23 protein-coding genes and 1 pseudogene are annotated in these 26,994 nt (G+C 60.3%); 18 read left to right on the top strand and 6 right to left on the bottom strand.

Going from position 1 to position 26,994, the window contains the following annotated elements; all coding sequences use genetic code 11:
• The first annotated feature begins 136 nt into the window (after positions 1 to 136).
• From ACYU70_RS09950 to ACYU70_RS09935, 4 genes are all read left to right on the top strand, one after another.
• The gene (locus ACYU70_RS09950) at positions 137 to 3,115 is read left to right on the top strand and encodes a M16 family metallopeptidase (RefSeq protein ID WP_460615977.1); all 2,979 of its coding nucleotides are present in this window, start codon (positions 137 to 139) and stop codon (positions 3,113 to 3,115) included.
• Between the two features lie 210 nt (positions 3,116 to 3,325).
• Positions 3,326 to 4,591, top strand: coding sequence for an NADP-dependent isocitrate dehydrogenase (gene icd, locus ACYU70_RS09945; RefSeq protein WP_342296922.1), 1,266 nt, complete (start codon positions 3,326 to 3,328; stop codon positions 4,589 to 4,591).
• A gap of 78 nt (positions 4,592 to 4,669) precedes the next feature.
• Entirely contained in the window at positions 4,670 to 5,440 is a 771-nt protein-coding gene (locus tag ACYU70_RS09940) for a Swt1 family HEPN domain-containing protein (RefSeq protein ID WP_342296923.1), read from the top strand.
• A gap of 435 nt (positions 5,441 to 5,875) precedes the next feature.
• Complete coding sequence (locus ACYU70_RS09935; RefSeq protein ID WP_460615976.1) at positions 5,876 to 6,307, top strand: hypothetical protein; 432 nt, start codon at positions 5,876 to 5,878, stop codon at positions 6,305 to 6,307.
• A gap of 26 nt (positions 6,308 to 6,333) precedes the next feature.
• Here ACYU70_RS09935 and ACYU70_RS09930 read toward each other — a convergent pair whose 3' ends face one another.
• On the bottom strand, positions 6,334 to 7,734 hold the full coding sequence (locus tag ACYU70_RS09930; protein ID WP_342296927.1) for a mercuric reductase: 1,401 nt from the start codon (positions 7,732 to 7,734) through the stop codon (positions 6,334 to 6,336).
• A 159-nt stretch (positions 7,735 to 7,893) separates the two neighbouring features.
• Here ACYU70_RS09930 and ACYU70_RS09925 point away from each other — a divergent pair, with 159 nt between their 5' ends.
• Entirely contained in the window at positions 7,894 to 8,628 is a 735-nt protein-coding gene (locus ACYU70_RS09925) for a hypothetical protein (protein WP_342296929.1), read from the top strand.
• 6 nt (positions 8,629 to 8,634) lie between these two features.
• On the opposite strand, the gene ACYU70_RS09920 is transcribed toward ACYU70_RS09925, so the two are convergent.
• Together ACYU70_RS09920 and sucD are read right to left on the bottom strand one after the other, a co-directional pair.
• The gene (locus tag ACYU70_RS09920; RefSeq protein WP_342296931.1) at positions 8,635 to 9,747 is read right to left on the bottom strand and encodes a hypothetical protein; all 1,113 of its coding nucleotides are present in this window, start codon (positions 9,745 to 9,747) and stop codon (positions 8,635 to 8,637) included.
• Between the two features lie 83 nt (positions 9,748 to 9,830).
• Complete coding sequence (sucD, locus tag ACYU70_RS09915; protein WP_342296933.1) at positions 9,831 to 10,712, bottom strand: succinate--CoA ligase subunit alpha; 882 nt, start codon at positions 10,710 to 10,712, stop codon at positions 9,831 to 9,833.
• A gap of 376 nt (positions 10,713 to 11,088) precedes the next feature.
• On the opposite strand from sucD, the pseudogene ACYU70_RS09910 reads away from it, so the two are divergent.
• Positions 11,089 to 12,063: pseudogene (locus tag ACYU70_RS09910) on the top strand (PLP-dependent cysteine synthase family protein); the annotation flags it as partial.
• A 74-nt stretch (positions 12,064 to 12,137) separates the two neighbouring features.
• A complete protein-coding gene (locus ACYU70_RS09905; RefSeq protein ID WP_342296934.1) occupies positions 12,138 to 12,548 on the top strand; it encodes a response regulator in 411 nt (136 codons plus the stop codon).
• A gap of 120 nt (positions 12,549 to 12,668) precedes the next feature.
• Here ACYU70_RS09905 and ACYU70_RS09900 read toward each other — a convergent pair whose 3' ends face one another.
• Together ACYU70_RS09900 and ade are read right to left on the bottom strand one after the other, a co-directional pair.
• Positions 12,669 to 13,178: a hypothetical protein gene (locus ACYU70_RS09900; RefSeq protein ID WP_342296935.1), complete on the bottom strand. Its 510-nt coding sequence runs from the start codon at positions 13,176 to 13,178 to the stop codon at positions 12,669 to 12,671.
• Positions 13,179 to 13,307: 129 nt separating this feature from the next.
• On the bottom strand, positions 13,308 to 14,963 hold the full coding sequence (gene ade, locus ACYU70_RS09895) for an adenine deaminase (protein ID WP_342296937.1): 1,656 nt from the start codon (positions 14,961 to 14,963) through the stop codon (positions 13,308 to 13,310).
• An 87-nt stretch (positions 14,964 to 15,050) separates the two neighbouring features.
• Between ade and ACYU70_RS09890 the strand changes: the two genes are divergently transcribed.
• From ACYU70_RS09890 to ACYU70_RS09865, 6 genes are all read left to right on the top strand, one after another.
• Positions 15,051 to 15,200, top strand: a complete 150-nt coding sequence (locus tag ACYU70_RS09890; protein WP_342296938.1) for a hypothetical protein — start codon at positions 15,051 to 15,053, stop codon at positions 15,198 to 15,200.
• A 24-nt stretch (positions 15,201 to 15,224) separates the two neighbouring features.
• Positions 15,225 to 16,049: a hypothetical protein gene (locus ACYU70_RS09885; RefSeq protein WP_342296939.1), complete on the top strand. Its 825-nt coding sequence runs from the start codon at positions 15,225 to 15,227 to the stop codon at positions 16,047 to 16,049.
• A 32-nt stretch (positions 16,050 to 16,081) separates the two neighbouring features.
• Complete coding sequence (locus ACYU70_RS09880) at positions 16,082 to 16,486, top strand: hypothetical protein (protein WP_342296941.1); 405 nt, start codon at positions 16,082 to 16,084, stop codon at positions 16,484 to 16,486.
• 31 nt (positions 16,487 to 16,517) lie between these two features.
• Complete coding sequence (gene cmk, locus ACYU70_RS09875; RefSeq protein ID WP_342296942.1) at positions 16,518 to 17,210, top strand: (d)CMP kinase; 693 nt, start codon at positions 16,518 to 16,520, stop codon at positions 17,208 to 17,210.
• Positions 17,211 to 17,397: 187 nt separating this feature from the next.
• Complete coding sequence (locus ACYU70_RS09870; RefSeq protein ID WP_342296944.1) at positions 17,398 to 18,279, top strand: 4-hydroxy-3-methylbut-2-enyl diphosphate reductase; 882 nt, start codon at positions 17,398 to 17,400, stop codon at positions 18,277 to 18,279.
• A 204-nt stretch (positions 18,280 to 18,483) separates the two neighbouring features.
• Positions 18,484 to 18,786, top strand: a complete 303-nt coding sequence (locus tag ACYU70_RS09865; protein WP_342296945.1) for a 2TM domain-containing protein — start codon at positions 18,484 to 18,486, stop codon at positions 18,784 to 18,786.
• Between the two features lie 278 nt (positions 18,787 to 19,064).
• Here ACYU70_RS09865 and ACYU70_RS09860 read toward each other — a convergent pair whose 3' ends face one another.
• Positions 19,065 to 20,579, bottom strand: coding sequence for an ArnT family glycosyltransferase (locus ACYU70_RS09860; RefSeq protein WP_342296946.1), 1,515 nt, complete (start codon positions 20,577 to 20,579; stop codon positions 19,065 to 19,067).
• A gap of 88 nt (positions 20,580 to 20,667) precedes the next feature.
• Between ACYU70_RS09860 and ACYU70_RS09855 the strand changes: the two genes are divergently transcribed.
• The 5 genes from ACYU70_RS09855 (at position 20,668) to ACYU70_RS09835 (ending at position 26,991) form a co-directional block, all read left to right on the top strand.
• Positions 20,668 to 21,150: an ATP-dependent zinc protease family protein gene (locus ACYU70_RS09855; RefSeq protein WP_342296947.1), complete on the top strand. Its 483-nt coding sequence runs from the start codon at positions 20,668 to 20,670 to the stop codon at positions 21,148 to 21,150.
• A 51-nt stretch (positions 21,151 to 21,201) separates the two neighbouring features.
• Positions 21,202 to 22,155, top strand: a complete 954-nt coding sequence (gene rimK, locus ACYU70_RS09850; protein ID WP_342296949.1) for a 30S ribosomal protein S6--L-glutamate ligase — start codon at positions 21,202 to 21,204, stop codon at positions 22,153 to 22,155.
• Between the two features lie 248 nt (positions 22,156 to 22,403).
• On the top strand, positions 22,404 to 23,366 hold the full coding sequence (locus ACYU70_RS09845; RefSeq protein WP_342296950.1) for a succinylglutamate desuccinylase/aspartoacylase family protein: 963 nt from the start codon (positions 22,404 to 22,406) through the stop codon (positions 23,364 to 23,366).
• A 246-nt stretch (positions 23,367 to 23,612) separates the two neighbouring features.
• On the top strand, positions 23,613 to 24,311 hold the full coding sequence (locus ACYU70_RS09840; RefSeq protein WP_342296951.1) for an OmpH/Skp family outer membrane protein: 699 nt from the start codon (positions 23,613 to 23,615) through the stop codon (positions 24,309 to 24,311).
• A gap of 310 nt (positions 24,312 to 24,621) precedes the next feature.
• Positions 24,622 to 26,991 carry a TonB-dependent receptor gene (locus tag ACYU70_RS09835; protein WP_342296953.1) on the top strand — a complete coding sequence of 790 codons (2,370 nt, stop codon included), beginning with the start codon at positions 24,622 to 24,624 and terminating at the stop codon, positions 26,989 to 26,991.
• The last annotated feature ends 3 nt before the right edge of the window (positions 26,992 to 26,994 follow it).

Below are 26,994 nucleotides of genomic sequence, written 5' to 3'. Positions count from 1 at the left end.
ATCCCGTCGCCAATACCCAAGCCACTAGCTGACACCGAAACAATCGGCCAAGATAAGACGAAATTTTGTTTTTTATTCCTCTATCAGCCAGCTACCTTTGTTTTTTGAATCCCCCAGCTACCCGCCTGCGCCATTCGTGAAAAACAACTTTTTGCTGCTGTTTCCCGCCCTGGCGGTACTGGGCCTCACCACGCAATGCCAATCGAGCAAACCGGCTGCTACTACTGCGGCGGTAACTGCGGCCGCGCCGGTTTCTACGCCGGTTGCGCCGAAGGAATACCACTACGAATCGGTGCCCGGCGACCCGCTCGGCGTGCGCATCTATAAGTTGGATAACGGCCTGACGGTCTACCTGTCCGATTATAAAGATGCGCCGCGCATTCAGACCTATCTGGCCGTGCGCGCCGGTTCCAAAAATGACCCTGCTACTGCCACCGGTCTGGCGCATTACCTGGAACACATGGTGTTCAAGGGCACCTCGCAACTGGGCACGCAGGACTGGACCAAAGAAAAAGTTGAGCTCGATAAGATTGAGGCGCTCTACGAAGTGTACCGGGGCCAGCGCAACGATGCCGCTGCCCGCAAGCGCACCTACCACCAGATTGACTCAATTTCGGGTGTGGCGGCTAAGTACGCCGTGCCGAACGAGTACGATAAAGTAATGGGTGCCATCGGGGCCAAAGGCTCCAATGCCCACACCTCGAACGAGGAGACGGTGTACCAAGAAGATATTCCCAGCAACCAACTGGAGAAGTGGGCCGCCATCCAGGCCGAGCGGCTGCGCGAGATGGTGCCGCGCCTGTTCCACACCGAGTTGGAGGCGGTGTACGAGGAGAAAAACCGGGGCCTGGACTCCGATTTCAACAAGGAGTTTGAGGCGCTGAATGCCTCGCTCTACCCCACGCACCCCTACGGCACGCAGACGACCATCGGCACGATTGAGCACCTGCAAAACCCGTCCATTACGGAGATTAAGAAGTATTTCGGCGAATACTACGTGCCGAATAACGTGGCGCTGTGCCTGAGTGGCGACCTGGATTACGACGCTACTATTCGCGTTATTGATAAGTATTTTGGGGCGATGCCGAGCAAGCCGGTGCCGGTTTTCAACGCTCCCGTTGAAAAGCCGATTACGGCCCCGATTACCAAGGAAATCCTCGGCCCGCAGTCGGAAAACGTGATGATTGGCTACCGCCTGCCGGGCAAGGCGTCGAAGGATGCCGTGCGCCTGCGGATGCTGGATAAAATCCTAACCAATGGTCAGGCCGGCCTTATCGACCTCGACCTGAACCAGCAGCAGAAGGTGTTGGAAGCTGCCTCGTTCACGGATATGAACGACGACTATTCCACGCACGTCATCTACGGCACGCCGCGTCAGGGGCAGAAGCTGGAAGACGTGAAGGCGCTGCTGCTGGGCGAGCTGGACAAAGTCAAAAAGGGCAACTTCCCCGACTGGCTGATTCCGGCCATCATCAACAACGAGAAGCTAACGCGCACCAAGAGCTACGAAAGCAACGAGGCCCGCGCCAGTGCCATGTACGAGGCCTTTATCGAGCGCATCGACTGGAAAGACTACCTGAAGCAGCAGGATGATTTCGGCACGATTACGAAGGCTGAAATCGTGAAATTCGCTAACGACAACTACGGCCCGAATGTCGTGACCGTTTTCAAGCGTACCGGCGTCGACCCCAATAAGGTGAAAGTGGTGAAGCCCGCCATCACGCCCGTGCCGGCCAACCGCGACGTGGCCTCGGCCTACTACAAGCAGCTCACGGCGATGCCAAGCACGGAACTGCAGCCGGTGTTTGTTGATTACAAAAAGGATATTCAGGAGACGGAAATCAAGCCCGGCCTGCCGCTGTACTACACGCACAATGCGGAGAACGGCCTGTTCAACCTGTCCTACGTCTTCGACCTGGGCAAGAACAACGACCCGCGCTGGAGCCTCGCTTCGGATTACCTACAATACCTCGGCACCGGCAAATACACCGCCGCGCAGCTGCAACAGGAATTCTACAAGCTGGGCTGCTCATTCAATGTGAGCAGTGGGGCTGACCGGATTTACGTAACCCTGAACGGTCTCGATAGCAACCTGGAGCCGGCACTGAAGCTGTTCGAACAGCTCATGGCCGCGCCCAAGCCCGATGCCACTGCCCTCAAGGACATGGTAGCCGGCGTGCTTAAGCAGCGCCAGGATGCCAAGCTCGAAAAGCGCGTGATTCTGAATCAGGCGATGGTGAGCTACGTGAAATACGGCCCCAAAAACCCCTTCACGAACATCCTGAGCGAGAAAGAACTGAAGGCGCTGAAACCGGAGCAGCTCACGGCAATGATTCAGAAGCTGCCGACGTACCAGCATCGGGTGCTGTACTATGGGCCGCGTGCCCAGGATGCCACGGTGGCCGTCCTCAAAACCGAGCACCGCACGCCCGCCAAGCTCACGCCCGCCCCGGCGGCCAAGGACTTTGCTGAGCAGCCGTTGAAAGACAAGAAAGTCTACTGGGTGGATTACAACATGGTGCAGGCCGAAATCCTGTTCCTAACCAAGGGCGACCTGTATAGCAAGGAAATGGTGCCCACGGTGGCGCTCTACAACGAGTATTTCGGCGGCGGCATGGGCAGCATCGTGTTTCAGGATTTGCGCGAGAGCAAGGCGCTGGCCTACTCGGCCTACTCCGGCTACACCAACGCCGACAAGCTGGGCCGCTCCAACTACAACCTGAGCTACATCGGCACGCAGAGCGACAAGCTGCCCGAGGCCATGGCCGGCATGGAAGCCCTCCTCACCGACATGCCGGTGGCCGAAGCCAATCTGGAAATCGCCAAAAACGCCATCCGCAACAGCATCAGCACCGAGCGCATCACCAAGGGCAACATCCTGATGAGCTACGAGCGCGCCAAGCGCCTCGGCCTCGACTACGACCTGCGCCGCGACGTGTATGACTACACGCAGAAAATGACTTTTGATGTATTGAAGAAGTTTCAGACCGCCAAGATTAAGGGCCAGAACCAGGTTATTCTGGTTATCGGCTCGAAAGACCGGCTCAATTTCAAGGAGCTGGCCAAGTATGGCACCGTGCAGCAGCTCACGCTGAAGGAGATTTTTGGGTACTAGCTAACCGTACCATTCCGGGGGAACCTCACCCCCCTAGCCCCCCTCTCCCCCAGAGAGGGGGGGACTCGTTTCTAGCCCATGCTGGAACAGTTCTCAGGCTAGAAATAAAACCAGAACTAGTTCCCCCTTTTTTGGATAGGGGGCTAGGGGGTGAGGTTCCCCCGTTCCGAATAGTAAAATCAAACTCGAACACGCTTAATAGACGACCACATGGCAGAGCAAAAAATCACCATTAAAAACGGCAAGCTGACCGTTCCGGACAAACCCACGATTCCCTTCATCGAGGGCGACGGGACCGGGCCGGACATCTGGCGTGCTTCCAAGCTGGTGTTCGACGCGGCGGTGGAGAAAGCCTACGGCGGCAAAAAGCAGCTGGTGTGGAAGGAAGTGCTGGCCGGTGAGAAAGCCTACAAAGCCACCACCAACTGGCTGCCCACCGAAACCCTCGACGCGTTCCGCGAATACCTCGTGGGCATCAAAGGCCCGCTGACCACGCCCGTGGGCGGCGGCATCCGCTCGCTGAACGTGGCCCTGCGCCAGGAGCTGGACCTGTATGCCTGCGTGCGCCCCGTGCGCTACTACGACGGCGTGCCCTCGCCGGTGAAGCACCCGGAACTGACCGACATGGTCATCTTCCGCGAGAACACGGAGGACATCTACGCCGGCATCGAGTATATGAACGGTACGCCCCAGGCCCAGAAAATGCTCGAATTCCTGCAGGACGAGATGGGCGTGAAGAAAATCCGCTTCCCCGAGTCGTCCTCGTTCGGCATCAAGCCCGTGAGCAAGGAAGGCACCGAGCGCCTCGTGCGCGCCGCCATCAAGTACGCGCTGGACAACAAGAAGCCTTCGGTGACCATCGTGCACAAGGGCAACATCATGAAGTTCACCGAAGGCGCGTTCAAAACCTGGGGCTACGAACTGGCCGAAAAGGAATTTGGCGCGAAGGTGTTCACCTGGGCCCAGTACGATAAAATCGTGGCCAAGCAGGGCGTGGCTGTGGCCGACGCGCTGCAAAAGCAGGCCGTGGACCAGGGCAAGCTCATCATCAAGGACAGCATCGCCGATGCCTTCCTGCAACAGATTCTGCTGCGCCCCTCGGAGTACTCGGTGGTAGCCACCCTGAACCTGAACGGCGACTACATCTCCGATGCGCTGGCGGCCATCGTGGGCGGTATCGGCATCGCGCCGGGTGCCAACATCAACTACACCACCGGCCACGCCATCTTTGAAGCCACCCACGGCACGGCCCCCAAATACGCCAACCAGGACAAGGTGAACCCCGGTTCGGTTATCCTCTCCGGCGTGATGATGCTGGAGTACATGGGCTGGAAAGAGGCCGCCGCCCTCATCAACAAAGGCCTCGAAGCCGCCATCGCCAGCAAGCGCGTGACCTACGACTTCGAACGCCAGATGGAAGGTGCCACCCTCCTCAAAACGAGCGAATTCGGCCAGGAGATTATTAAGAATATGTAGTAGCTTGGCTGCTGCCTAAGCACCAATAGAAACCCCCGCGTCGGCTTTGGCTGGCGCGGGGGTTTTGCATTTTAAACTATGAACGAAAAGCAAGCCCTTCAAGACGTAGAAAACGTTTTGAGAGATTTTATTTCTGCGGGACTCGATAAAAAATTCGGACCAGATTGGTTTAGTAAATGCGGGTTGCCAGATGATAGAATCGCCAAATGGAAAGAGAAACTTGAAATTGAGAATAAGAAACAAAAGCACTCTTCTTGCGACCCACGACTTATTTATTATTCAGATTTCTATGACTTAAGAAATATGCTCAATAAAAATTGGGACATATTTAGTGCTGCTTTAGGCGAAAAAAAGGAAGTAGATGCCTTGCTTGGAATGCTTGAAAATTATAGAAATTCCAATGCACATGGCCGTGAGTTATTGACGTATCAAAAGCATCTTGTGGTAGGAATTACAGGTGAAATTCGAAATAGAATCACAAAATTTAGAAGTATGCAAGAAACAGGTGCAGATTACTTTCCAAGAATTGAAAGCGTCCATGATAATTATGGTAATAGTTGGAAAGTAGATGAGTATGGTATTGTAAGAACTGGCAAATTGCTTCGTGAAGGAGATGTTTTGGAATACATCGTGTCTGCAACAGACCCTCAAGGCGAGGAACTAGAATATAGTATTCGCCATAATGAGTGGCAGAAGAGTCGAGTGTTACAGTTAACAATTTTGAAAGAGCATATTGGTCTGGGAACTAAGATTTACATATCAATAAGGAGTACGAGAGAGTACCACGCTAATAAAAGCGGGGATGATGACTCAGTGATATTTAAATATGATGTATTGCCTAATCAGTAAACTCGCGCCAGCAATGCCAGCAATTCGCCGTAATAGAAAAGGGCACCCACGCCATGCGCGGGTGCCCTTTTCTATTACCAAATAACTCCCCGAAACCTAAGCCGCTTTCGGGCCTTTCGTTTCGGCAGTATCGCCGGCTTGCTCCTTGCGCACCTGTTGGAGCACCTTGCGCAGCGGTCTTTATTACCCTTTGGCTTTATGACGGGTGTTTGCTGAGCAAGCTTTTTAGGATGGGCAAGTTACCATTTGGGTTTGCTCATGCGTCATTAAGTGAAATAAATTATGCTGACCTGGCCAAATTTATTTCACTTCCTGCATAGGGCGAGTGAATGGCTGGAATCATCAAATGGATTGCCGGAGGCACGGAAACACTGCCAAACCCATTGGTAACCAGTCCCGGCGCGGGCTTGCTTCGGCCCAACCGCCGACCTTTCTTTGCGTATTGAATTGCTCCTCACCACCGCTTGTTTCGTCATCATGCGCATCACTGGCAAAGGTTTCTGGCTCCTGGTTTTGGTTTCGGCGTGCATGCTGCTCAGTTCTTGGCTGCCGGCCCACTATAAACTGTGGTTCGTGAGCGAAACGGGCAACGTCGGCCACGGCCAAGACCTGAACGCGCTGATGATTCTGCTGCTGTTTGGGCGGTGGAAGCACGCGCGCACCTTCGCCCTGTTCCTGAACGGGCTCCAATTTCTGTTCGGTGCCCTCATTCTGTTCACCTCCTGGAAATGGGGCCAGCCCTTGCTAGGCTACAGCCTCACCACCCTGTTGCATCTGGTGGTGCTGAAGGTGCTGAACGACTCGGCCTCAGTACGCGAGTTTCTGGAGGAGAAGCCAACGACTTTCACCAACCAGCAGCCCGCGTAGGTCCCGGCCTGACGGCTGTACGAGCATTACTCCCCCGGTTTCAGCCGCTGAAACGCGTTGTTCAGCACCTCGGCCCAGGTGGGGTGGGCCAGAATCATGTCCTGCAAGTCCTGGTAGCGCAATTTGCCCGCCATCGCCAGCTGAAACATGGTCATGATTTCGCCGCCCTGCTCGCAGAACACGGCCGCGCCCAGCAGGCGGTCGTCTTCGCCCACCAGCACCTCGATGAAGCCATCGGTTTCGCCCGTCTGCACCGCCCGCCCGATGGTGCGAACCGGCAGCCGGCTCACCCGGTAGGCCAGGCCCTGCTCCTTCGCCTGATTCTTCGAGAGGCCAATGCGGCCCAGTTGCGGCTCTGTGAACACTACGTAGGGGAGGGGCCGGTCTGCCGTAGTGCGCTTGCTATTATGCAGCAGCGCATCGCGCACAATGCGGTAGTCGTCGTAGCTGACGTGGGTGAACTGGGGGCCGCCCTTCACGTCGCCCAGCGCGTACACGCCGCGCGTGCCAGTTTGCAGGTGCTCGTTTACTTCGATGTAGCCTTTCTTATTGAGGGTGATGTTGGTGTGCTCCAGGCCGAGGTCGCGGGTGTTGGGCTCGCGGCCCACTGCTACCAGCAGGTGGCTGCCGTGCAGGCGGCGCTCGCCGTCCTTGGTCGTCACCGTGAGGGTGATGGTGCCATCAGCGGCGCGGGTCACGCGGCGGGTTTCGGCGCTCAGCACCAGCCCCACGCCGGATTCGGTGAGGCATTCTTCCAGCGGGTGGCTCACGTCGGCATCTTCGCGCGACATCATGCGCGGCTTGCTGTCGATGACTGTGACGCGGCTGCCCAAGCGCCGGAACATCTGGCTGAACTCAACCCCAATGTAGCTGCCGCCCAAGATGAGCAGGTGTTCCGGCTGCTTCGTCAGGTGCAGCAGTAGCGAGTCGCTGGTGAGGTAGCCGCTGTCGGCCAGCCCCTCAATGTTGGGCACGGCGGCCGAGGTGCCGGTATTGATGAAGATGAGCGGGGCCGTGAGCTGCTGCTCGCCGCCGCCCACCAGCGCCACTTGCAAAGTGTGCGGGGCCGTGAACCGCGCCCACCCCCGAATAAGCGTAATGCCGTCGCGGTCCTCCGTAATCTTGCGGTGCAGGCTGTCGCGCGAGTTCTGGCGTAGCGTATGCATCCGCTCAATCACCGCCCCGAAATCCACCACCGGCTCCGGCGCTTTGATGCCCAGCGCCCCGGCCGTGCGCACATGGTGGGCCCGCTGGGCCGAAGCCAGCAGCGCCTTGGTAGGCGCGCAGCCGTAGTTGATACAAGAGCCGCCCAGAAAGTCGCTCTCAATGAAGGCCACGCGGCGGCCGGCTTCGGCTAGGGCATAGGAAAGCGGCGTACCGGCCTGGCCGGCTCCAATAATGATGGCATCAAACGAATCGGCAGGCATAGCGGGCACAGTGAGGGGATTAATTGCCCTTACATACGGCCCGGCTTACTCCAGCGACTGAGCCCGGCCCGGCAAATCCGGGGGAATGTCGGGCAGAAACACGAAATTGCCGCATCGGGCGTTGCCTGCCCCAATCTTTGCCCCGCCTCGCCCCGCCCCATGAAGCATTTGCTGCGTCTGACTTTCTTATCGGTTTCATCGGGCCTCACGGGCTGCGCCTCGCTGTATTTTCCGCCGCCGCCGCATGCGCCCATGCTCACGCACCAGGGCGAGTTCTACGGCACCGTGAGCACCAACCAGCACACCAACTACGCCCTGCAAGGGGCCTACGGCCTCACCAACCACCTCGCGGTAGCCGGCACCTTCTCCTCCCTGCACCGCAAAAAATCCGACAAAACTGAAAACATCGACTTCGGCGAAGCCAGCCTCGGCTACTTTACCCGCCTGCCCGACAAGCGCGTGCTGGAAGTATACGTGGGCGGCGGCGGCGGCAGCACCGAGCGCATCGAGCGCAACGAAGCTCAAATCACCTCCCGCACCCTCGATGGCAGCCTGTCCAAAGTCTTCGCCCAGGTGAACTACGCCAAGAAGAAGCAGAACAGCCTGCACCTGTTCAACCACGACTTCCCGCTCACCTACGGCGCGGCCATGCGCCTGAGCTACATGCAACTCAACAACTTCAAAATCGACGGCCTGGCCGCCCCCGGCGAAAGCAACGTCTTTTTCGAGCCCATCACCTTCACCCGCACCCAGATTGCGGGACCGGTGCAATTGCAATTAATCAGCGGCCAGATTTTCGGCTTCCGCAACAATAAGTACCTGAAAGCCGCCAATTCGGTGTTTCAGGTCGGCATTGTGATTAATCTGGACAAGAACACCACGCTGGACGAGTAGCCAGCGCTATTTTTTCTGGTCTTCGAAGAAGGTCTTGACTGGCTTTTTAAACAGCCCGCCGCTGGTGGCCAGATACACGGTGTCGCGCCAGGTTTCCAGGCCGTTCAGCTCCAGATTTTCCAGGCCGTCGTTCTTCAGCAGCCGGGCCCGGTAGCCCGTGCTGCTCACTTTGAGCGTGAATAGCTGGTTGGAGCCCGTGGCGTGGTAAATGCCCACCAGGCTGTCGCCCACCGGGTGCATGGAGTTGAAGCGAAGAATGCTCGAGGCCCCCGAGGCGATATTCCAGGTCAGGCCATCATCGTCGGAAATTCCCAGCTGGTTGGTGCCCATGTGGGCATACACCCGGCCGTGCCACTTGTAAAATGTTTCCACGGAGTACTCCTTATTCAGCACCTGGCGGTAGGTGCCGTTCTGCTCAATCCGAAACACGCCCTGGACGCCGCAATCAACCAAAAAGTAGTTGTCGATGGCCGTAATCAAGGTTGGGAAAGAGGGGTAGGTGGGGGAGCCCACGATGGGAATGGTGATAACGCGGGGCGTTGGCATGGACTGCGACGGGGCGCCGGTGGCGTCGAAAGGAGGCACTTGGGCCAGCACCAGGTGCATCTGGCTGTCCATGAACATATCGCGGGTGAGGTAGCTGAACAGCAGATAACCGTTCGCACTAATGGCCCCCATCTTGAAATACGAACGATACCCCGTGGGCACTAGCTGGGCCTGCGGGTCCAGCCGATTGAGCTGAATATGCTGGTAGTACTGGCCCGTAACCGGCTGCTTATTGGGGATGATGGCCACATCCGTTCCCATGTACGACACGAAGTACTGCGACCCAATGGGCAAACGGGCTCTGATATCGGTAGAAACCGGAGAGGCATATTCCTGAAAAAAGCTTCTTCCATTTCGTAGCTCTAGGGTAGTGAAGGCGCCCGGCTGCTGCATATATAGCCCATCGGGGCCCTTGCCTATTCCCAGAATGATGTTGCTGAAGCCCGAGAAGGGAGCCACCGGGGCCCAGCTATACTGCCGGTCCCGCACCACGATTTTCTCGATTTCTTCTTTTTTACAAGCGGCAAGCAGCAAGACAACTGCTATCCAACTATAGCGCAGGGTAAACGGCATAGGGGATGGGGAAAGGAATAAACAAAAAAGTCCCGGCCGAAGCCGGGACTCAAATGTACTTGCTGATTCAGGTTGTGAACGGATTATTTGCCGCCCAGCACGCGCAGCATGGTATCGCCAATCTCGGCGGGCGAATCCACCACGTGGATGCCGCACTCGCGCATGATGGCCATTTTAGCAGCGGCCGTATCATCGGCACCGCCTACGATGGCACCGGCGTGGCCCATGCGGCGGCCGGGAGGAGCCGTCTGGCCAGCGATGAAGCCTACCACGGGCTTCTTGTTGCCGGTTTCTTTAATCCAACGAGCGGCTTCGGCTTCCATGCCGCCGCCGATTTCGCCAATCATCACGATGCCTTCGGTTTCGGGGTCGTTCATCAGCAATTCTACCGCCTGCTTGGTGGTGGTGCCGATGATGGGGTCGCCGCCGATGCCGATGGCCGTGGTCTGGCCCAGGCCGGCTTTGGTGAGCTGGTCAACGGCTTCATAGGTCAGCGTACCCGACTTGGACACGATGCCGATTTTGCCTTTGGTGAAGATGAAGCCGGGCATGATGCCCACTTTGCACTCGCCGGCGGTCATCACGCCGGGGCAGTTCGGCCCAATCATCGTCACGCTGGGGCGCTCCGAGAGGTACTGCTTCACGGCAATCATGTCCTTGGTCGGGATGCCTTCGGTAATGGTGATAATCACCTTGATGCCCGCGTCAGCGGCTTCCATAATAGCGTCGGCGGCGAAAGCCGGGGGCACGAAAATGATGCTGGTGTCGGCACCGGCTTTTTCCACGGCATCGGCCACGGTGTTGAACACGGGACGGCCGAGGTGCTCGGAGCCGCCTTTGCCGGGCGTCACGCCGCCCACCACGTTGGTGCCGTACTCCATCATTTGCTGGGCGTGGAACGAGCCCTCGGAGCCGGTGAAGCCCTGTACGATAACCTTGGAATCTTTATTGACCAGAACGCTCATTCGGAGGTGTTTTTGGGATATTGATGGAGTGGGGGAGGGAAGCCCGGACGGGCAACGGTGGTGCAAAAGTAGGGGATTTTGGGGCTAGGGCAAGGCAGAAGTTATGCAATCGGTTGAACGTCATGCGGAGCGTGCGCAGAACGTCGTGCTGAGCATTATCAGAACGTAGTGCAGAGCATTATTCAGAACGTCATGCAGAGCGCAACGAAGCATCTTGCCCGCCATTACTAAATCTGTCGATTGGATTGCGTTGCGCGGGCAAGATGCTTCGCTGCGCTCTGCATGACGTTCCGTAAATATTTCTTCAACCCCACCCCGCCGCCGAAATCCTTACCTTTGTACCCTCACATCCCATTACCCCACCCATCATTTTTCGATGTATTTCAACCACGTCATTGAGGCCGTCGGCCACACGCCCCTCGTCAAGCTCAACAAAGTAACCGACGGCATTAAAGGCACCGTGCTGGCCAAAGTCGAGTATTTCAACCCCGGCAACTCGGTGAAAGACCGAATGGCCATCCGCATGATTGAAGATGCCGAAAAAGCCGGTATCCTCAAGCCCGGCGGCACCATCATCGAAGGCACCAGCGGCAACACCGGCATGGGCCTGGCCCTGGCCGCCATCGCCAAAGGCTACAAAACCATCTTCGTGATGAGCGACAAGCAGAGCAAGGAAAAGCAGGACATCCTGCGCGCCGTGGGGGCCGAAGTGGTGGTGTGCCCCGTCGACGTAGCCCCCGAAGACCCGCGCAGCTACTACTCGGTAGCCCGCCGCCTGAGCCAGGAAACCCCGAATTCCTTCTACCCCAACCAATACGACAACCTCTCGAACACCGCCGCGCACTACGACACCACCGGCCCCGAAATCTGGGAGCAAACGGAGGGTAAAATCACGCACTGGGCGGCCGGCGTGGGCACGGGCGGCACCATTTGCGGCGTGAGCAAGTACCTCAAGGAACAGAACCCCGCCATCGTGGCCATCGGCCTCGACACCTACGGCTCGGTGTTCAAGAAATACAAGGAAACGGGCATCTTCGACGAAAACGAAATCTACCCCTACAAAACGGAAGGTATCGGCGAAGATATTTTGCCCAAGAACGTGGACTTCGATGTTATCGATTTGTTCATCAAAGTAACCGACGAGGACGCCGCCGTGATGACCCGCCGCCTGGCCAAGGAAGAAGGCCTGTTTGTGGGCTGGAGCTGCGGCTCGGCCGTTTTTGGGGCCCTGGAGTACGCCCGCGAGCACCTGAAAGAGGACGACACGATGGTCATCATCCTGCCCGACCACGGCACCCGCTACCTCGGCAAAATCTACAACGACGACTGGATGCGCGCTCAGGGCTGGCTGTAAGTAAGCTGGGCCATTGCGGGGGCGCAGTCGGGTTGTTATCTTCGTAAAAGCTTGTTTTTTAGCACGACAATATGTCTACTAACTTGAATCACATTGTACTCGTTGACGATAACGAAACCACGAGCTTTCTCAACAACCGCCTGCTGGGCCGTCTGGCGGTAGCCGACCACGTCAGCACGTTCTCGCGGGCCGACGAAGCCTTCGAGCAGCTCTGGGGCGATAACACCGCCGAGAGCAGCGTGCCCGCGCCCGACCTCGTGTTCGTCGACCTGAAAATGCCGGGCGTGTCCGGCTTCGAGTTCCTGGAACTCTACAATGCCCTGCCCCAGCCCGTGCAGGACCAGACCGTAATGGCCGTGCTCACCACATCAATGCACGGGGCCGATACCGCCCGCGTGGCCCAGTACCCCAACGTAGAATACCTCACTAAGCCCCTCACCGAGGAAAAGATGCGCAAGCTGCTGGAAAAGCGTTTCCAGTAAATCGCCTGTCATTGCGAGCGAAACGCGGCAATCCGTCCTCTCAACGCGACAAACCCTTGAGATGTGATGAAGCCAAAAAGTCAAAAGCCCCGGCCCTTTATAGTGGTCGGGGCTTTTGATTTACAGCCCATCCAGCGCCCGGAAAATCCCGGTTTTCTTTTTCTTAAGAAAGATATACCGCACCGAAACCGCCGTAGGAAACCGGTTCCAATCGTCCGAGCCGTACTCGATAGTAGGCTTAAAATCGAAGGAAACGACAAAAGGAATGAAGGCTATTTTGTATTCGACGCCCACCATCCCATCAAATCCCCAGAAGTTGCCGGTGTCGCGGTTGTTGCCGTAGTGGCCGCCCGCGCCGAAATAATAGTTCAGGCTGGGGCCCAGGATGCCGAAGTGACGCTCGGCTAGTACCGTGGCGCTGCGCTCGCGGGGCGCGAACATGCCCAACCCTTCAATCGTGGTTTTGGGCAGAATGAGTTGTTGAATGGTGACGCCGTAGTTGCTGCCGTCGCTACGGATGCCGGCGGCCGTGCGGTACTTCTGGGCAGTGGCGGGGTGGGCTGATAGAGCCGCCAGCAGCAGAACGCAACCGACTAAGCATGGGGATAAAGAAAGAGGTAGCAGTTTCATAACGAACGGGGTAGGGGCGGGGCCTTCCCCCGCCCGTCGTTGAACGACCTGTAGCAGGTATCGTTCGCACGCCGGGCGGGGTCAGGCCCCGCACCCTACGCATAAACCGCGCTAAAAATTGCACCTCGTTTATTCCACCGCATCCACAAACGTGAATTGCTGCCCATCAAATAAGCCTTTGTCGCTCAGTTTGAGGCTGGGAATAACAAGCAGCGCCATAAAGGAAAGCGTCATAAACGGCGCGCCCAGCGGGGAACCCAACTGCTTGGAAAGCGCATCGACAGCGGCGTAGGCGCTGGCCACAGCCGTGCCATCCTGGTCCGACATGAGGCCGGCCACGGGCAGCGGCACCAGGATTTCCTGGCCATCGGCCCCCACGGCGGCCAAGCCACCTTTGGCTTGGATAACGAGGTTTACGGCGCGGGCCAGGCTTTCGTCGTCGCAGCCCACGGCGGTGATGTTGTGCGAGTCGTGGCCCACGCTGCTGGCCAGCGCGCCGTGCTTCAGTCCGAAACCCTGGATGAAGGCGATGGCCGGCGCTACGTGCGGCTGATAGCGGTTGATAACGGCCAGCTTGAGCACGTCGGCGGCCACGTCAGGCACCACCAAGCCGTTTTCGATGGTTGCCGGCAGGTCCACGCGGGCCGTGATGAGCTGGCCGTCGAAACACTCAATAACGCGAATTGTGGCCGATTTCTTAGTAGTGGGCAGCCGGAAATCGGCGGCCGTCACGGGCTGAGCGTGGAAGTTATTGACCACCGCAATGGGCGCGGCGGGCAGCAGCGACTGGCCATTTTCGGCCACCAGCTCACCGTTGAGGTAGGTTTGCAGCACCTCGAAATCGCGCAGGTCTTTTACCACAATGAAGTCGGCGGGGTCGCCTTCGCCCAGCAGGCCCACGGGCAGGTGGTAGTGCTTCACGGGGTTGATACAGGCCACGCGCAGCACGTTGAATACGTCGTTGCCGAGGGCCACGGCGCGCTGCACCAGCTGGTTGATGTGGCCCAGCACGAGCGTATCGGGGTGCTTGTCGTCGGAGCAGAACATGAGGTGGTGGTAGTGCTCGGGCATCAGCTCGATGAGGGCATCGAAGTTGCGGGCGGCCGAACCCTCGCGGATGAGGATTTTCATGCCCACGGCCAGCTTGTCGAGAGCCTCGGCGGCGGTGAAGCACTCGTGGTCGGTGCTGATGCCGGCGCTGGCGTAGTGGGCCGCGTCGTCGGCGCGCAGGCCGGGGGCATGGCCGTCTACGGGGCGGCCGGCGGCGTGGGCCAGGGCAATTTTGGCCATCACGTCGGCATCGCGGTGCAGCACGCCGGGCCAGTTCATCATCTCGGCCAGGTAGCCGATTTTGGGGTTTTCAAATAGCTTTTTGATGTCCGCCACCGTGATTTCGGCCCCGGCTGTTTCAAACGGCGTGGCCGGCACGCAACTCGGCGCGCCGAAGCAGAACTTGAAGGGCGAATGCGCCGCGTTTTCTAGCATAAATTCCACCCCGGCCACGCCCAGCACGTTGCCGATTTCGTGCGGGTCGCTCACGGTGGCCACCGTGCCGTGCGTCACGGCCAGGCGGGCAAATTCGGTGGGCACCAGCAGGGAGCTTTCGACGTGGACGTGGGCATCGACAAAACCGGGCAGCACGTAGGGCAGGGTGGGGTCGGCCTCGGCATCACTGATAGGGGCGATGGCGGCGATGCGGCCGCCTTCAATCTGAATAACGGCGGGCTGAATGGAACGGGCGAAGATGTCGACGACGTTGGCCGTGAGCGAGAAATCAACAGGCATGGGAGGGAAGTAGGGCGAGAAGCAAACCGACCCACTGCCGGTTTTGCGTCGGCAAAGAACCTTATATTTGACAAAAAACCGCTTCCGGTGAAAAAGAACCTTGCCCTTTTGCTGCTCGTGCTGCCGCTGTTGCTGGCCGAGGGCGGCTGTGCCCGCCGCACCGCCCAACAGAAAAAAACCTCCTGGTACAAGCACCACAGCGGCGGCAAATCGGTGCCGTGCCCCTGCAACCGTTAGCGGTTCGGCGGGCTCTTCTCTGGTATGAAAACCTTTCTGCTGCGTAGCGGGCTACTCCGCGCTACGGTCATATTGCTACTAACGGCCGCCACTGTTGAAGCGCAGGTGCCCCGGCGCAACCCGGCGGCCACGAGCACGCCCTCTACCAGCCAGCCGCACGACTACCCCCTCACGCCCGCGCCGCGCTACGCCACCGGCGGCCACCCCGGCAGTTACCGCCTGCCCGACGGCAGCTGGCACCCGGCCGAAGTATATGGCCCCAACATGCCCGACCGCGTACGCCTGCGCCCCGAAAACCTGCCCGACTACGCCCTGTTCCTGCCCAACGAAGTGCCCGCCTACGTGGTGCGGGGCGATACGTTCGTGACGGTGCCGGCCTTCGTGCGGCGCAAGGGCCACCAGCTTGTGCCCGCCGGCTATGCCCAGCGCCTGTACCGCGACGCGGGCTACGAGGTGCTGGTTTTCCAGGCCCCTACGCCCGAAACCCTGCGGGCGCTCAATGCGCCAGCGGTGCCCAACGGGCCGGTGGTATCAGCGGCAGGCGCATTACCGGCCACTACGATAAGCCCGGCGGATGCTTTCAGCAATTCCTTTTTCGGTGCACTGCTGGATTTATTCGTTTTGCCCCGGGCCAATCAGACCGTGCTGCTGCGCCACGCGGGCCAGACGCAGGAGCTGCCCGCCAAAAACGGCCGCTACCGCCAGCTTATGCTGACGCTGTTGGCCGACGACCCGGCCGTTTGTGTTCAACTGCGGGCCGGCCAGCTGGCCACCCGTTACGAGGCCCCGCAGCTGCTGACGGCCTACACCGTGCACCGCCGCGAGGCCCTGTTGCAGGCCCGCAAATAACCCCGGCGGCCGTTTGTGGTTTACTTTGCCTTATGTCTGAACCCACGCCATCCCCCCTCGATTCCATTTATGCCGCTGCTGAACAGGTGCGGCAGCAGCTGAAATTAAAGGCCTTCGATGCCGAAGGTGTGGCCCATCTGGATAATTTTATTCGGGCGCAACGGGGCGAGCTGGGACCGGCCGAGCGGCCGGGCGTGGTAATGGCGCTGGGCTGCTTCTTGGGGCAGTGCTTGGTGGAGGTATACCGGGGCGAATGGGGCACCGGCAAGGACGGCACGACCGGCGTGGGGCTGGCCGGCCGATTTTTTTTTAATCCCTTTTATTTAGTCGATGCGCAACTGAATGAGGGAGAAAGCGCCTCGGTAGCGGCCTTCTTTGCCTCCGTTCCGCAGCGGTTGAAGACCCCGCCCGCCGCTCGTAAGGCTTGGATTTCGTAATCTTGCGGGGCCAATGGCCGCCCGCGTCGTTATGAAACAACTCGTTATCGCCATTGATGGTTACTCCTCCTGTGGCAAAAGCACCACAGCCAAAGCCGTAGCGTCGCTGCTGCACTACGCCTACGTTGATACGGGGGCCATGTACCGCGCCGTCACACTATACCTGCTGGAGCAGGGCATCGACTTCGCCGACTTAGGGCGTATCGAGCAGGCCCTGCGCGAAATCAGCATCACCTTCCGCCGCCACCGCCGCACGGGCCGCAACGAGCTGTTCCTGAACAGCGTGAACCGCGAGGACGACATTCGCCAGATGCGGATTTCCAATTCTGTGAGCGAGGTATCGGTCATTCCGATGGTGCGGCACGCCATGGTGGCCCAGCAGCAGCAAATGGGCCGCAAGCGCGGCGTGGTGATGGACGGCCGCGACATCGGCACCACCGTGTTCCCCGATGCGGAAGTGAAAATCTTCATGACCGCCGAAGTGGAGCTGCGCGCCCGTCGCCGCCAGGACGAGCTAGCCGAAAAGGGCGAACATGTGCCCCTCGAAGACATCATCGAGAACCTGCGCAAGCGCGATTACCTCGACTCGACCCGGGCCGAAAGCCCCCTGCGCCGCGCCGCCGATGCCGTGTTGCTCGACACCACGCACATCACCATCACCGAGCAGGTCGATTTTGTGCTGGATAGGGTGTCGTCGGCGCTGTTTGCGGCGGGCTGGGATTAGGCCCCAGAAATCATCTGTCATCCTGAGCGCAGCGAAGGACCTTATCACGCTGATTTATCCTGCGTGATAAGGTCCTTCGCTGCGCTCAGGATGACAGAATTCCACGACCAACACCTTACACCGCCCGGCCGCCGTACCTTTGCGCCCGGCGAACTCCTCGCCGCCGCAGTGATGTTAAAGGCACAGCATGAAGGTCACGATTGATAAAAATTCCGGCTATTGTTTCGGCGTTGAATTCGCCATTCAGATGGCCGAAGACGAGCTGGCGAACGAAAAAACGCTCTATTGCCTCGGCGATATCGTGCACAACAGCATGGAAGTGGAGCGGCTGCATCAGCAGGGCCTGCGCATCATCGACCGGGAGCAGCTCAGCCAGCTGCACGACTGCAAAGTCCTCATTCGGGCCCACGGCGAGCCACCCGAAACTTATCAGCTGGCCCTGCAAAACAACCTGGAGCTGATTGACGCCAGCTGCCCGGTGGTGCTCAAGCTGCAAAACCGCGTGAAGCACGCTTTCGACCTGAGCCAGCGCCAGGACGGCCAGATTGTGATATACGGCCAGCCCGGCCACGCCGAAGTGGCCGGCCTCACGGGTCAGACTGGCAACCGCGCCATCATCGTGATGAACGAGGCTGACCTCGACCAGATTGACTTCGCCCGGCCCGTCACCCTCTTCAGCCAAACCACCAAGAGCACGGCCGGCTTCTATAAGATGAAGGCGCTGATGGAGGCCCGCATCCTGGCCGCCGGTGGCGCGCTGGACAGCTTCGATGCCAACGACAGCATCTGCCGGCAGGTGAGCAACCGCGAGCCGGCCCTGGCCAAATTCGCTGTTGAGTATGACGTGGTGCTCTTCGTGAGCGGCCGCAAAAGCTCCAATGGCAAGGCCCTGTTCTCGGTGGTGAATGCCGTGAACCCGCGCAGCTATTTCATCGAAAACGAAACCGAAATCGATGAGGAGTGGCTGGTGGGCGCGGAGTCCGTGGGCATCTGCGGGGCCACCAGCACCCCGCTGTGGCTGATGAAGCAGGTGGCCGAGCGCGTGGAAGGCGTGGGCGAGCCGGCGTAGGGTGTAATGAGACGCGCAGGGATGCGATAAATAAGGTAAGTGGCGGGAGCGGCCCGGAATTCGGGGCGACGACATTACAGTTCAGCCCCCGCTTTCGACGCTTGGGAAGCCTTTCCCAACCGTTCGGCAACGGCGGCTTGCGGCCGTATCCGCCCGGCGGCTACCTTTAAATCATCAATCCCAACCAACCTCATCCCCAAGCTCATGGAACCCCTGAACCGCGACCCGTACCTGTGGCAAAAGGCCAAAGCCCGCGCCAAGTTTCAATCGCACTTGCTGTCGTACCTGTCGGTGAACGGGATGCTGTGGCTTATCTGGGCCCTCACCATGCCGCACCATTCCGAGATTCCCTGGCCGCTGTGGGTCACCGCCTTCTGGGGCATCGGGCTGATTGCGCGGGGCGTGGCGGCCTACGGTGGCTTCAGCTACGAGCAGCGCGTCCAGCGTGAGTACGAGCGCATGACTCAGGAGCAAGGCCGCCCCGACCCGCTGGACAAGTACCGCTAGGCTCCATAAGGTGCATGGATTGCACTTTTCAATAAAAAAATAGCGTGAAAATCGGCTCGGCCGTGACCGGAGGGCTTACAAATGCTGTGGAAGCCCCTCCGGTCTTGGCCGGATTGCTTTCCACTGCATTTGTAAGCCCTCCGGTCACGGCCGAGCCGATTTTCACTGTCGTTTTAGGTGCTCCGGCTGGTACCGGACCACTCTCCACGGCATTTCAAAGGCCTCCGTTCGTGGCCGGAGGGCTTTGAAATCTCTTTTTAGGGTACTAAGCCGGCAAGCTACGGGGCGGGCTGCAAGGCCCACACCTGGAACTGGCCTACGCGGGCCACCTGCCGCCGCAGCAGCGGCCGGATGGCGGAGCTGGCCAGCGAGAGCGAATCGTTGGTGTAGAGGTACTGGGCACCCTGGGCCACGCACTGGGCCAGGTAGGTGCCGGGCGCGCCGTTGGGGGCGGGCTCGGCCAGCTGCTCGGGGCGGTCGAAGCCGAAGCCTTTTTTGTGCAGGAAATAGAAGTCCTTGCAGCCGGAATCGTCGGGGCCCACCACGGTGAGCGCGCCGGCGGGCGTGGCCGCTTCCAGGGCCGCCCGGGTGGTGGGGTCGAAGAGCTCGGGGGCCACGGCGGGGTCGCCCTTCATCCAGCGGTTCAGGTCTATCCGAATGGCCGCCCACACGGGCTGGGCCAGCAGCAGCAGCAGCAGCCACGGCCGGCCCTTGGGGTGCCGGGCCAGCCAGGCCGCGCCCCAGGTGCCCAGCAGCACCAGCACGGGCAGCAGGGGCAGCTGGTAGTAGCCGTGCTCCTTCATCTGGTGCAGCTCGAGCAGGTAGTAGGCCAGCAGGGCCACCGCCCACGCCAGCGCCGGCCAGAACCAGGGGTGCCGCGTGGGCAGGTGCCGCGCCGCCCGCACCAGGCCCACCACCAGCAGGCCCACGCCGCCGTAGCCGAGTAGCACTTCGGGCCAGTCCGAAAGCAGGTTGTGCTTGATGATGGAAAAGGCCACGGCCGGGTCCGTTTCGGGGCGCACGAGCAGGCCGAAATCGGCCAGGCCAGAGGTTTTGATGAGGTAATCGGCGTAGGCGTACCAGGCCAGCGGCACGGCCACGGCCACCACGGCGTAGGCGGCCAGCAGCAGCCAGTCGCGCCACGCCAGGGTGCGCCGCACGGCATCCTGCACCACCAGCACCCCAATGGGAAAGCCGATGATGAGAAACTGGAGCTTGGTGAGGCCGCCCAGCGTGGTGGCCAGCAGGCTAAACACCAGCCAGCCCAGGCCCCGGGTATCGCGCCAGCGCAAAAAGCCCCACAGCCCCAGCAACGAGGCCGTGAGGGCCAGCACATCGGGCAGGGCATTGATGCCGTGGTAGAATAATTCGGGGCTCCAGGCCAGGCCCCAGGCGGCCACGCCGCCCAGCCACTCGGCCCCGCTGATGCGCTGCACCAGCTTATAAAACGCCCACACGCCCAGCATGTAAAACAGCCAGTTGATGACGCGGGGCAGGCTTTCGTGGAAGCCAAAAACGTGGTAGGAGCTGGCCACCACCCATTCGTAAGACGGAAACTGCATGCCCGTGATGCCGTTGGTAGCGCCCCGGCGGTCCACGCGGGGCTCCAGCGGGTTCATGCCTTCCTCGTATAAATTGCGGGCCACGGCCATGGTGTTGCACTGCCGCCACACGTGGATGCTGGCCGGCGGCAGCCGGAAAAACGGCGCGTGCAAAGCCAGGTTCAGCCCCAGCAGCACCGGCCAGAACCAGCGCGGCAGCCGCCCGAGGGCCAGCGTTTCAGAAAAAGTCATAAAAAGAAGGAAGCAGATAAGCCCGGCAAATGTAACGGGCGCTGCATGATACATTTGGTTTTCCAAGGCCTGCTTCGTCCCTTCGCCCATGCGCATTTCCCGTCCCCCCAAACGCCTTCTCGGTCGCCGCGAGCTGGTTGATTTTCCGGCCTTCGCCTTGGGCGGCGTCGAGGCCAAGGTGGACACCGGCGCGTACACCAGCGCCATTCACTGCTCCAATATCCACATCGAAACCCCCGCCGGGCAGCCGCCCGTGTTGGTGGTGAACCTGCTCGACCCCGGCCACGAGGGCTCCGACGGCCGGCCGCTCACCTTCAGCAGCTTTGCCCTGCGCGATATCCGGTCCAGCAACGGCGAGGTGCAGGAGCGCTACGTCATCCGGGCGGTGGTGCAGCTGTATGGCGAATCTTTTGAGGCCGATTTTTCGCTTTCCGACCGCTCCGACATGAAGTATCCCGTACTACTGGGGCGCAGCCTGTTGCGGCAAGGACGGTTCGTGGTAGATGTGGCCAAGCGCAACCTTTCCTACAAATTCCTGGCCCGCGCCACCGCCCGGCGCGCCCGTCCCTGACTAATTTTGGGGCGCGGCGTTTGCCACCCTCCACCAATCCAACCCTCCACGATGAAACTGGCCATTCTCTCGCGTGAGCCCAAATCCTACTCCACCCAGCGGCTGGTGGAGGCTGCCGTCGCGCAGGGCCACGAAGCCGTGGTCATCGACCACCTGCACTGCAACCTGGTGCTCGAAAAGGGCCATCCCGGCATTATTTATAAGGGCGAGGCGCTGGAAGGCTTCGATGCCATCATTCCGCGCATTGGGGCCTCGGTCACGTTCTACGGCACGGCCGTGGTGCGGCAGTTTGAGATGATGAAGGTGCGCACCGCCATCGACAGCCAGGCCATCGTGCGCTCGCGCGACAAGCTCCGCTCGATGCAAATCCTGAGCCGAGCCGGCGTAGGCATGCCCAAAACCGCCTTCACCAACCACTCCGAAGACGTGCCCGCCATGATAAGTCAGGTGGGCGGTGCCCCGGTCATCATCAAACTCCTCGAAGGCACCCAGGGCCTGGGCGTGGTGCTGGCCGAGTCGGCCAAAGCCGCGCAGTCGGTCATCGAAGCGTTTCACAACCTCAAGGCCCGCATCATCGTGCAGGAGTTCATCGCCGAAAGTAAGGGGGCCGACCTCCGCGCCTTTGTGGTCGACGGCGAAGTGGTGGGGGCCATGAAGCGCCAGGGCAAAGAGGGCGAGTTCCGCTCCAACCTGCACCGGGGCGGTTCGGGTACGCTCGTCAAGCTCACCCGCGCCGAAAAGGCCGCTGCTTTATTAGCTACCAAAGCTCTCGGTCTGGGCATCGCGGGCGTGGATATGCTGCAAAGCAAGCGCGGCCCGCTGGTGCTCGAAGTCAACTCCTCGCCCGGCCTGGAGGGCATCGAAAAAGCCACCAAGCAGGATATTGCCGGCCGCATCATCGAATACACGGCCAACCTCGCCGCGAAGAAAAAAGAGAAGCCCAAAGCCAAAAAAGGCTCTGCGCAGGCCGTGGACGCGCAATCGGACGTGCCCACAGGCAAGTAGGAGCGGGGCGGTTGAACGACAAGCTCCCCTCCTTACCAAGGAGGGGATGTTCGAGCCGCAGGCTCGGACGGGGGTGGTTATGGGCGTTAAACGGCTCGCGCCTGGCCCGCTATAGCCTGCTGTTGAGGTGCCCTGGCATCGTTCTGGCTTTGCGATTATCACTCAACGCCACAACCACCCCCGTTCGCGCTTCAGCGCGAACATCCCCTCCTTGGTAAGGAGGGGAGTTTGTCGTTCAACCCTCGCCTATGCCACCCACCGCCCCCAACGCCATCAGCCTCAACGGCCTCACCATTCAGCCCGGCGAGCGGGTGCTCACGCGGCTGGTGATTTCCAAGCTGCCCTCGGGCACGGTGATTGACGTGCCGGTGCACGTGTTGCGGGCCGTGGAGCCCGGTCCCACGCTGCTGCTCATGGGCGGCATGCACGGCGACGAAGTGAACGGCATCGAAACCATCCGGCGGCTGGTGCGGCGCGAGCTGCTCACGCCGCTGCGGGGCACGGTCATCGCCATCCCGATTCTCAATATTTATGGGTTTCTGAATTTCAGCCGCGACGTGCCCGATGGCAAGGACGTGAACCGCTCGTTTCCGGGTTTCCCGCGCGGGTCGCTGGCCGGGCGCGTGGCCCACCGCTTCATGCGCGAAATCATGCCCCTGATTGACTACGGCATTGATTTCCACACCGGTGGCGCGGCGCGGGCCAACTTCCCGCAGGTGCGCGCTCTGCTGGGCATCGACCCGGAGGTGGATGCCATGGCGGCGGCCTTTGGCGCGCCCTTCACGCTGCACGCAGGGCTGCGGGGCGGGTCATTGCGCGAGGCGGCGCAGGAGCTGGGCAAGCGCATCATCGTGTACGAAACCGGCGAGAGCCTGCGGCTTGACGAGCCCGGCATTGAAGAGGCCGTGGCGGGCACGCTGCGGGTGCTGCACCACCTGGGCATGGGGCCCGAAGCGCCCGCGCCGGCCCGGCCGGGCATCATCTGCCGGCGGCATACGTGGCTGCGGGCGCGGTTTGCGGGCCTGTTCCGGGCGCACGTCGAGAACGGGCAGTTTATCGAAAAGGGCCAGATTTATGGCTCCATCGCCGACCCATATGGCGCGCAATCGGTGCGGCTGGAGTCGCCCCTGAGTGGCTACGTGATTGGGCTGAACTATATGCCCGTGGTGAACCAGGGCGACGCGCTGCTGCACATTGCCGTGCCGCAGTAGCCTTCTGTCATTGCGCGGCGCAGCCGAAGCAATCCGTCCTGTCAACACCAGACACTTTCTTGTACCAGAAAGCCCCGGTACTACACCGTACCGGGGCTTTTTACATTGAAAAAGGCTTGTCACATCTCAGGGCTCATCACATTGTACAGGACGGATTGCCGCGTTCCGCTGCGCTTCACTCGCAATGACCGGCTGCCCATCCCGCCCACTTCCCTACTTTTGTCCTTTCCTCATCACTCGTTTTCAATGAAAAACCCTCTTCAGCTTACCATTAACATCGTGCTGGCGCTGGCCGTGGCCGGTTTATACTTCCTGCATTTCAACCACAAGCCCGTTGCGCCTGCCATTGCTACCGACAGCAGCACGGCCGTAATGGCCACGCCCGAGCCTGCCGCCGACACGACGGCAGCCGCTACTACCACCGAAACGACCACCACCGAGCCCGCCGTGGCCGCTGCCCCCGTGCAGGACATGACCGGCGACTTCTCGGGCAAGCTGGCCTACGTGGAATCGGGCAAAATGCTGGACGGCTACCAGGGCATGAAGGACGCCCGCCGCGCCTTCGAGGGCAAAGCCCGCGGCTGGGAAAAGCAGAACCAGACCATGCTGGCCAGCTTCAAAGCCAACGTAGAAGCCTACCAGAAGCAGGCCTCCACCCTCACCGCCGAGCAGCGCGCCGCCACCGAGCAGAAGCTTCAGGAGCAGCAGCAGCAAGTGGCCCAGCAGCAGCAGATGCTGCAGCAGCAGGCCCAGCAGGAAGAAGCCAAGCTCACCCAAACTGTGCTCGAAAGCGTGAACAAGAAGGTGGAAGCCTATGGCAAAGCCCACGGCTACAAGCTGATTCTCATCGCCGCGCCCAGCGGCACCATCGCCTACGGCGAGAAAAACCTTGACATCACCACGCCCGTGCTGGCTTATCTGAACGCCGGGTACCGGAAGAAGTAAGGGCTTGGCCTATTGGGGTCAAGGCTAAGCTGACCGTCATGCCGAGCGTAGCCGAGGCATCTCGCGTGTGGTAGTAAATCTTTCCTTGTGATTGAATTACTTCGGCACGCGAGATGCCTCGATTACGCTCGGCATGACGGTCTTTTTTGTGTAATCCCCGAAAAAAAATCCCGGCATCCCCAAGCAACCCTGCCGCCCAAATCCTGCTCTTCACCCAATACTCACCTTTGCCAATAAAAATGCCCGGCTGCCGTTTGGGCAGCACTTCGGCCCGCCGGGGTCGGTTCCTTTCCACCTTTTTATTGCTTCTATGAATTCACTTTTCCGCCTAGCTGCCGTGGGCAGCGTGGCGTTGTTGGGGGCCGCTACCGCCCACGCGCAACAAAACAACCGGTTCACCATCAGCGGCTACGTGCGCGATGGCGCGACTGGTGAAAGCCTGCCCGGTGTGGCCGTGGTGCACCCGGCCAGCGGCCAGGGCACCACCACCAACACCTTCGGCTTCTACTCCCTCACGCTGGCCGCCAGCCCCGATTCGGTGCGGCTGCTGGTGTCGGCGCTGGGCTACGAGAAGCTGCGGCTGGCCCGTAAAGCCGAGCGCAGCTTCACCTACGATTTTCGCCTGAAACCCTCCTCGGCCGAGCTGGCGGGGGTGGAAGTGGTGGGCAGCAAGGAGGAGAAAATCGCCGAAAGCACGCGCATGGGCACCATCAACATCCCCGTGAACCAGATAAAGCTGCTGCCCGCACTGTTTGGCGAAACCGACGTGCTGAAGGTGCTCCAGCTGCTGCCCGGCGTGCAGGCGGGCGGCGAGGGCAGTAGCGGCCTCTACGTGCGCGGCGGCTCGCCCGACCAGAACCTGCTGCTGCTCGATGGCACGCCCATCTACAACGCCTCGCACCTGTTCGGCTTCTTCTCGATTTTCAACGCCGACGCCATCAAGAACGTGGAGATGATTAAGGGCGGGTTTCCGGCGCGGTACGGCGGGCGGCTGTCGTCGGTGGTGGATATTACGATGAAGGAGGGCAACATGCAGAAGCTGCACGGCGAGGGTGCTATTGGCCTCATTGCCTCGCGTTTCACGCTGGAAGGGCCGATTAAGAAGGACACGGCGTCGTTCATTTTCTCGGCCCGCCGCACCTATATCGACATTCTGGCCCGGCCACTCATCAAGGCCAACGCCGATGGGCTGGTGGCCGGCTACTACTTCTACGACCTCAATGGCAAGCTGAACTGGAAAATCAGCCCGCGCGACCGGCTCTACCTGAGCGGCTACCTGGGCTACGACGAGTTTTACGCCAACGACGAGGGCAGCAAGCGCGACAATGGCGACTACAACCGCCAGAACAGCGCCTTGGGCTGGGGCAACCGCATCGCGGCCCTGCGCTGGAACCACATCGTGAACGACCGGCTGTTCATGAACACCCACCTCACCTACACGCGCTACCAGTTCGACGTGGGCACGACGCAGGAGGACCGGTTCACGGACAGCAACGGCCAGGCCCGTACTGATAAATTTGCCCTGAATTACCTGTCTAATATTCAGGATATCAGCTTAAAGTCGGATTTCGACTACGTGCCCAACCCCAACCACTACGTGCGTTTCGGCGGGCAGTACATCCGGCACCAGTTCCGGCCCGGCGCGCTGCAAACCGAGGGCAGCACCGACCCGTCCGAGAACAAGGCTACCGGCCGCAACATCGGGGCCAACGAGGCCAGCATCTACGCCGAAGACGACGTGAAGCTGACCGACCGCCTGAAGGTGAACGTGGGCCTGCGCGTGAACAGCTTCCTGGTGGATAAAAAGCTGTACCCCAGCCTGGAGCCGCGCCTATCGGCCCGCTTCCTGCTCACTGAGCAATGGGCGCTGAAAGGCTCCTACGCCCGCACCACGCAGTACGTGCACCTGCTCACCAACAGCGGCATTGGCCTGCCCACCGACCTGTGGGTGCCCGCCACGGCCAATATTCTGCCCCAGAAAGCCCAGCAGTTCAGCGTGGGCGCCGCCCGCAGCCTGCGCTTCCACGACGAGGACTTTGAGTTCAGCGTGGAAACCTACTACAAGCCCATGCAGAACCTGATTGAGTTTCGGGAAGGGGCTGATTTCGTGGGAACTACCGACGACAACTACGAAAGCAAAATCACCAGCGGCCAGGGTTGGGCTTACGGGGCCGAGCTGTTTCTGCAAAAGAAATCTGGCAAAACCACCGGCTGGATTGGCTACACCCTGGCCTGGAGCAACCGCCGCTTCCCGGAGCTGAACCAAGGCCAGCTCTACCCTTACAAGTACGACCGGCGGCACGATTTCAAGCTGGTCGTCATCCACGAGTTCAGTCCTACGCTCACGCTCTCGGGCACGTTCGTGTACGGCAGCGGCAATGCCGTGACGCTCTCGCAGGGCCGCTATTCGCTGGGGCCGTACAGCTCGTCGATTGAGGACTACGGCACCCGCAACAGCTACCGCATGGCTGCCTACCACCGCCTCGACCTCGACCTGAGCCACACCAAAAAGAAGCGCTGGGGCGAAGTGGTGAACAGTTTCAGCGTGTACAACGCCTACAACCGGCACAATCCCTACTTCATTTACCTGGGGCGCGGGCAGGGGAGCGACAAGCTCAGCTACCGGCAGGTGTCACTGTTCCCCATCCTGCCATCGTTCAGCAAAACGTTCCGGTTTTAACGC

The sequence above is a fragment of the Hymenobacter segetis genome, assembly GCF_054776495.1.
This window is presented reverse-complemented; position numbering and strand designations above follow the sequence as displayed.

Coding starts and splice junctions, on each gene's coding strand:
- icd (WP_342296922.1), top strand. CDS start 3,326: ATGGCAGAGCAAAAAATCACCATTAAAAACGGCAAGCTGACCGTTCCG.
- ACYU70_RS09940 (WP_342296923.1), top strand. CDS start 4,670: ATGAACGAAAAGCAAGCCCTTCAAGACGTAGAAAACGTTTTGAGAGAT.
- ACYU70_RS09930 (WP_342296927.1), bottom strand. CDS start 7,734: ATGCCTGCCGATTCGTTTGATGCCATCATTATTGGAGCCGGCCAGGCC.
- ACYU70_RS09925 (WP_342296929.1), top strand. CDS start 7,894: ATGAAGCATTTGCTGCGTCTGACTTTCTTATCGGTTTCATCGGGCCTC.
- ACYU70_RS09920 (WP_342296931.1), bottom strand. CDS start 9,747: ATGCCGTTTACCCTGCGCTATAGTTGGATAGCAGTTGTCTTGCTGCTT.
- sucD (WP_342296933.1), bottom strand. CDS start 10,712: ATGAGCGTTCTGGTCAATAAAGATTCCAAGGTTATCGTACAGGGCTTC.
- ACYU70_RS09905 (WP_342296934.1), top strand. CDS start 12,138: ATGTCTACTAACTTGAATCACATTGTACTCGTTGACGATAACGAAACC.
- ACYU70_RS09900 (WP_342296935.1), bottom strand. CDS start 13,178: ATGAAACTGCTACCTCTTTCTTTATCCCCATGCTTAGTCGGTTGCGTT.
- ade (WP_342296937.1), bottom strand. CDS start 14,963: ATGCCTGTTGATTTCTCGCTCACGGCCAACGTCGTCGACATCTTCGCC.
- ACYU70_RS09885 (WP_342296939.1), top strand. CDS start 15,225: ATGAAAACCTTTCTGCTGCGTAGCGGGCTACTCCGCGCTACGGTCATA.
- ACYU70_RS09880 (WP_342296941.1), top strand. CDS start 16,082: ATGTCTGAACCCACGCCATCCCCCCTCGATTCCATTTATGCCGCTGCT.
- cmk (WP_342296942.1), top strand. CDS start 16,518: ATGAAACAACTCGTTATCGCCATTGATGGTTACTCCTCCTGTGGCAAA.
- ACYU70_RS09870 (WP_342296944.1), top strand. CDS start 17,398: ATGAAGGTCACGATTGATAAAAATTCCGGCTATTGTTTCGGCGTTGAA.
- ACYU70_RS09865 (WP_342296945.1), top strand. CDS start 18,484: ATGGAACCCCTGAACCGCGACCCGTACCTGTGGCAAAAGGCCAAAGCC.
- ACYU70_RS09860 (WP_342296946.1), bottom strand. CDS start 20,579: ATGACTTTTTCTGAAACGCTGGCCCTCGGGCGGCTGCCGCGCTGGTTC.
- ACYU70_RS09855 (WP_342296947.1), top strand. CDS start 20,668: ATGCGCATTTCCCGTCCCCCCAAACGCCTTCTCGGTCGCCGCGAGCTG.
- rimK (WP_342296949.1), top strand. CDS start 21,202: ATGAAACTGGCCATTCTCTCGCGTGAGCCCAAATCCTACTCCACCCAG.
- ACYU70_RS09845 (WP_342296950.1), top strand. CDS start 22,404: ATGCCACCCACCGCCCCCAACGCCATCAGCCTCAACGGCCTCACCATT.
- ACYU70_RS09840 (WP_342296951.1), top strand. CDS start 23,613: ATGAAAAACCCTCTTCAGCTTACCATTAACATCGTGCTGGCGCTGGCC.
- ACYU70_RS09835 (WP_342296953.1), top strand. CDS start 24,622: ATGAATTCACTTTTCCGCCTAGCTGCCGTGGGCAGCGTGGCGTTGTTG.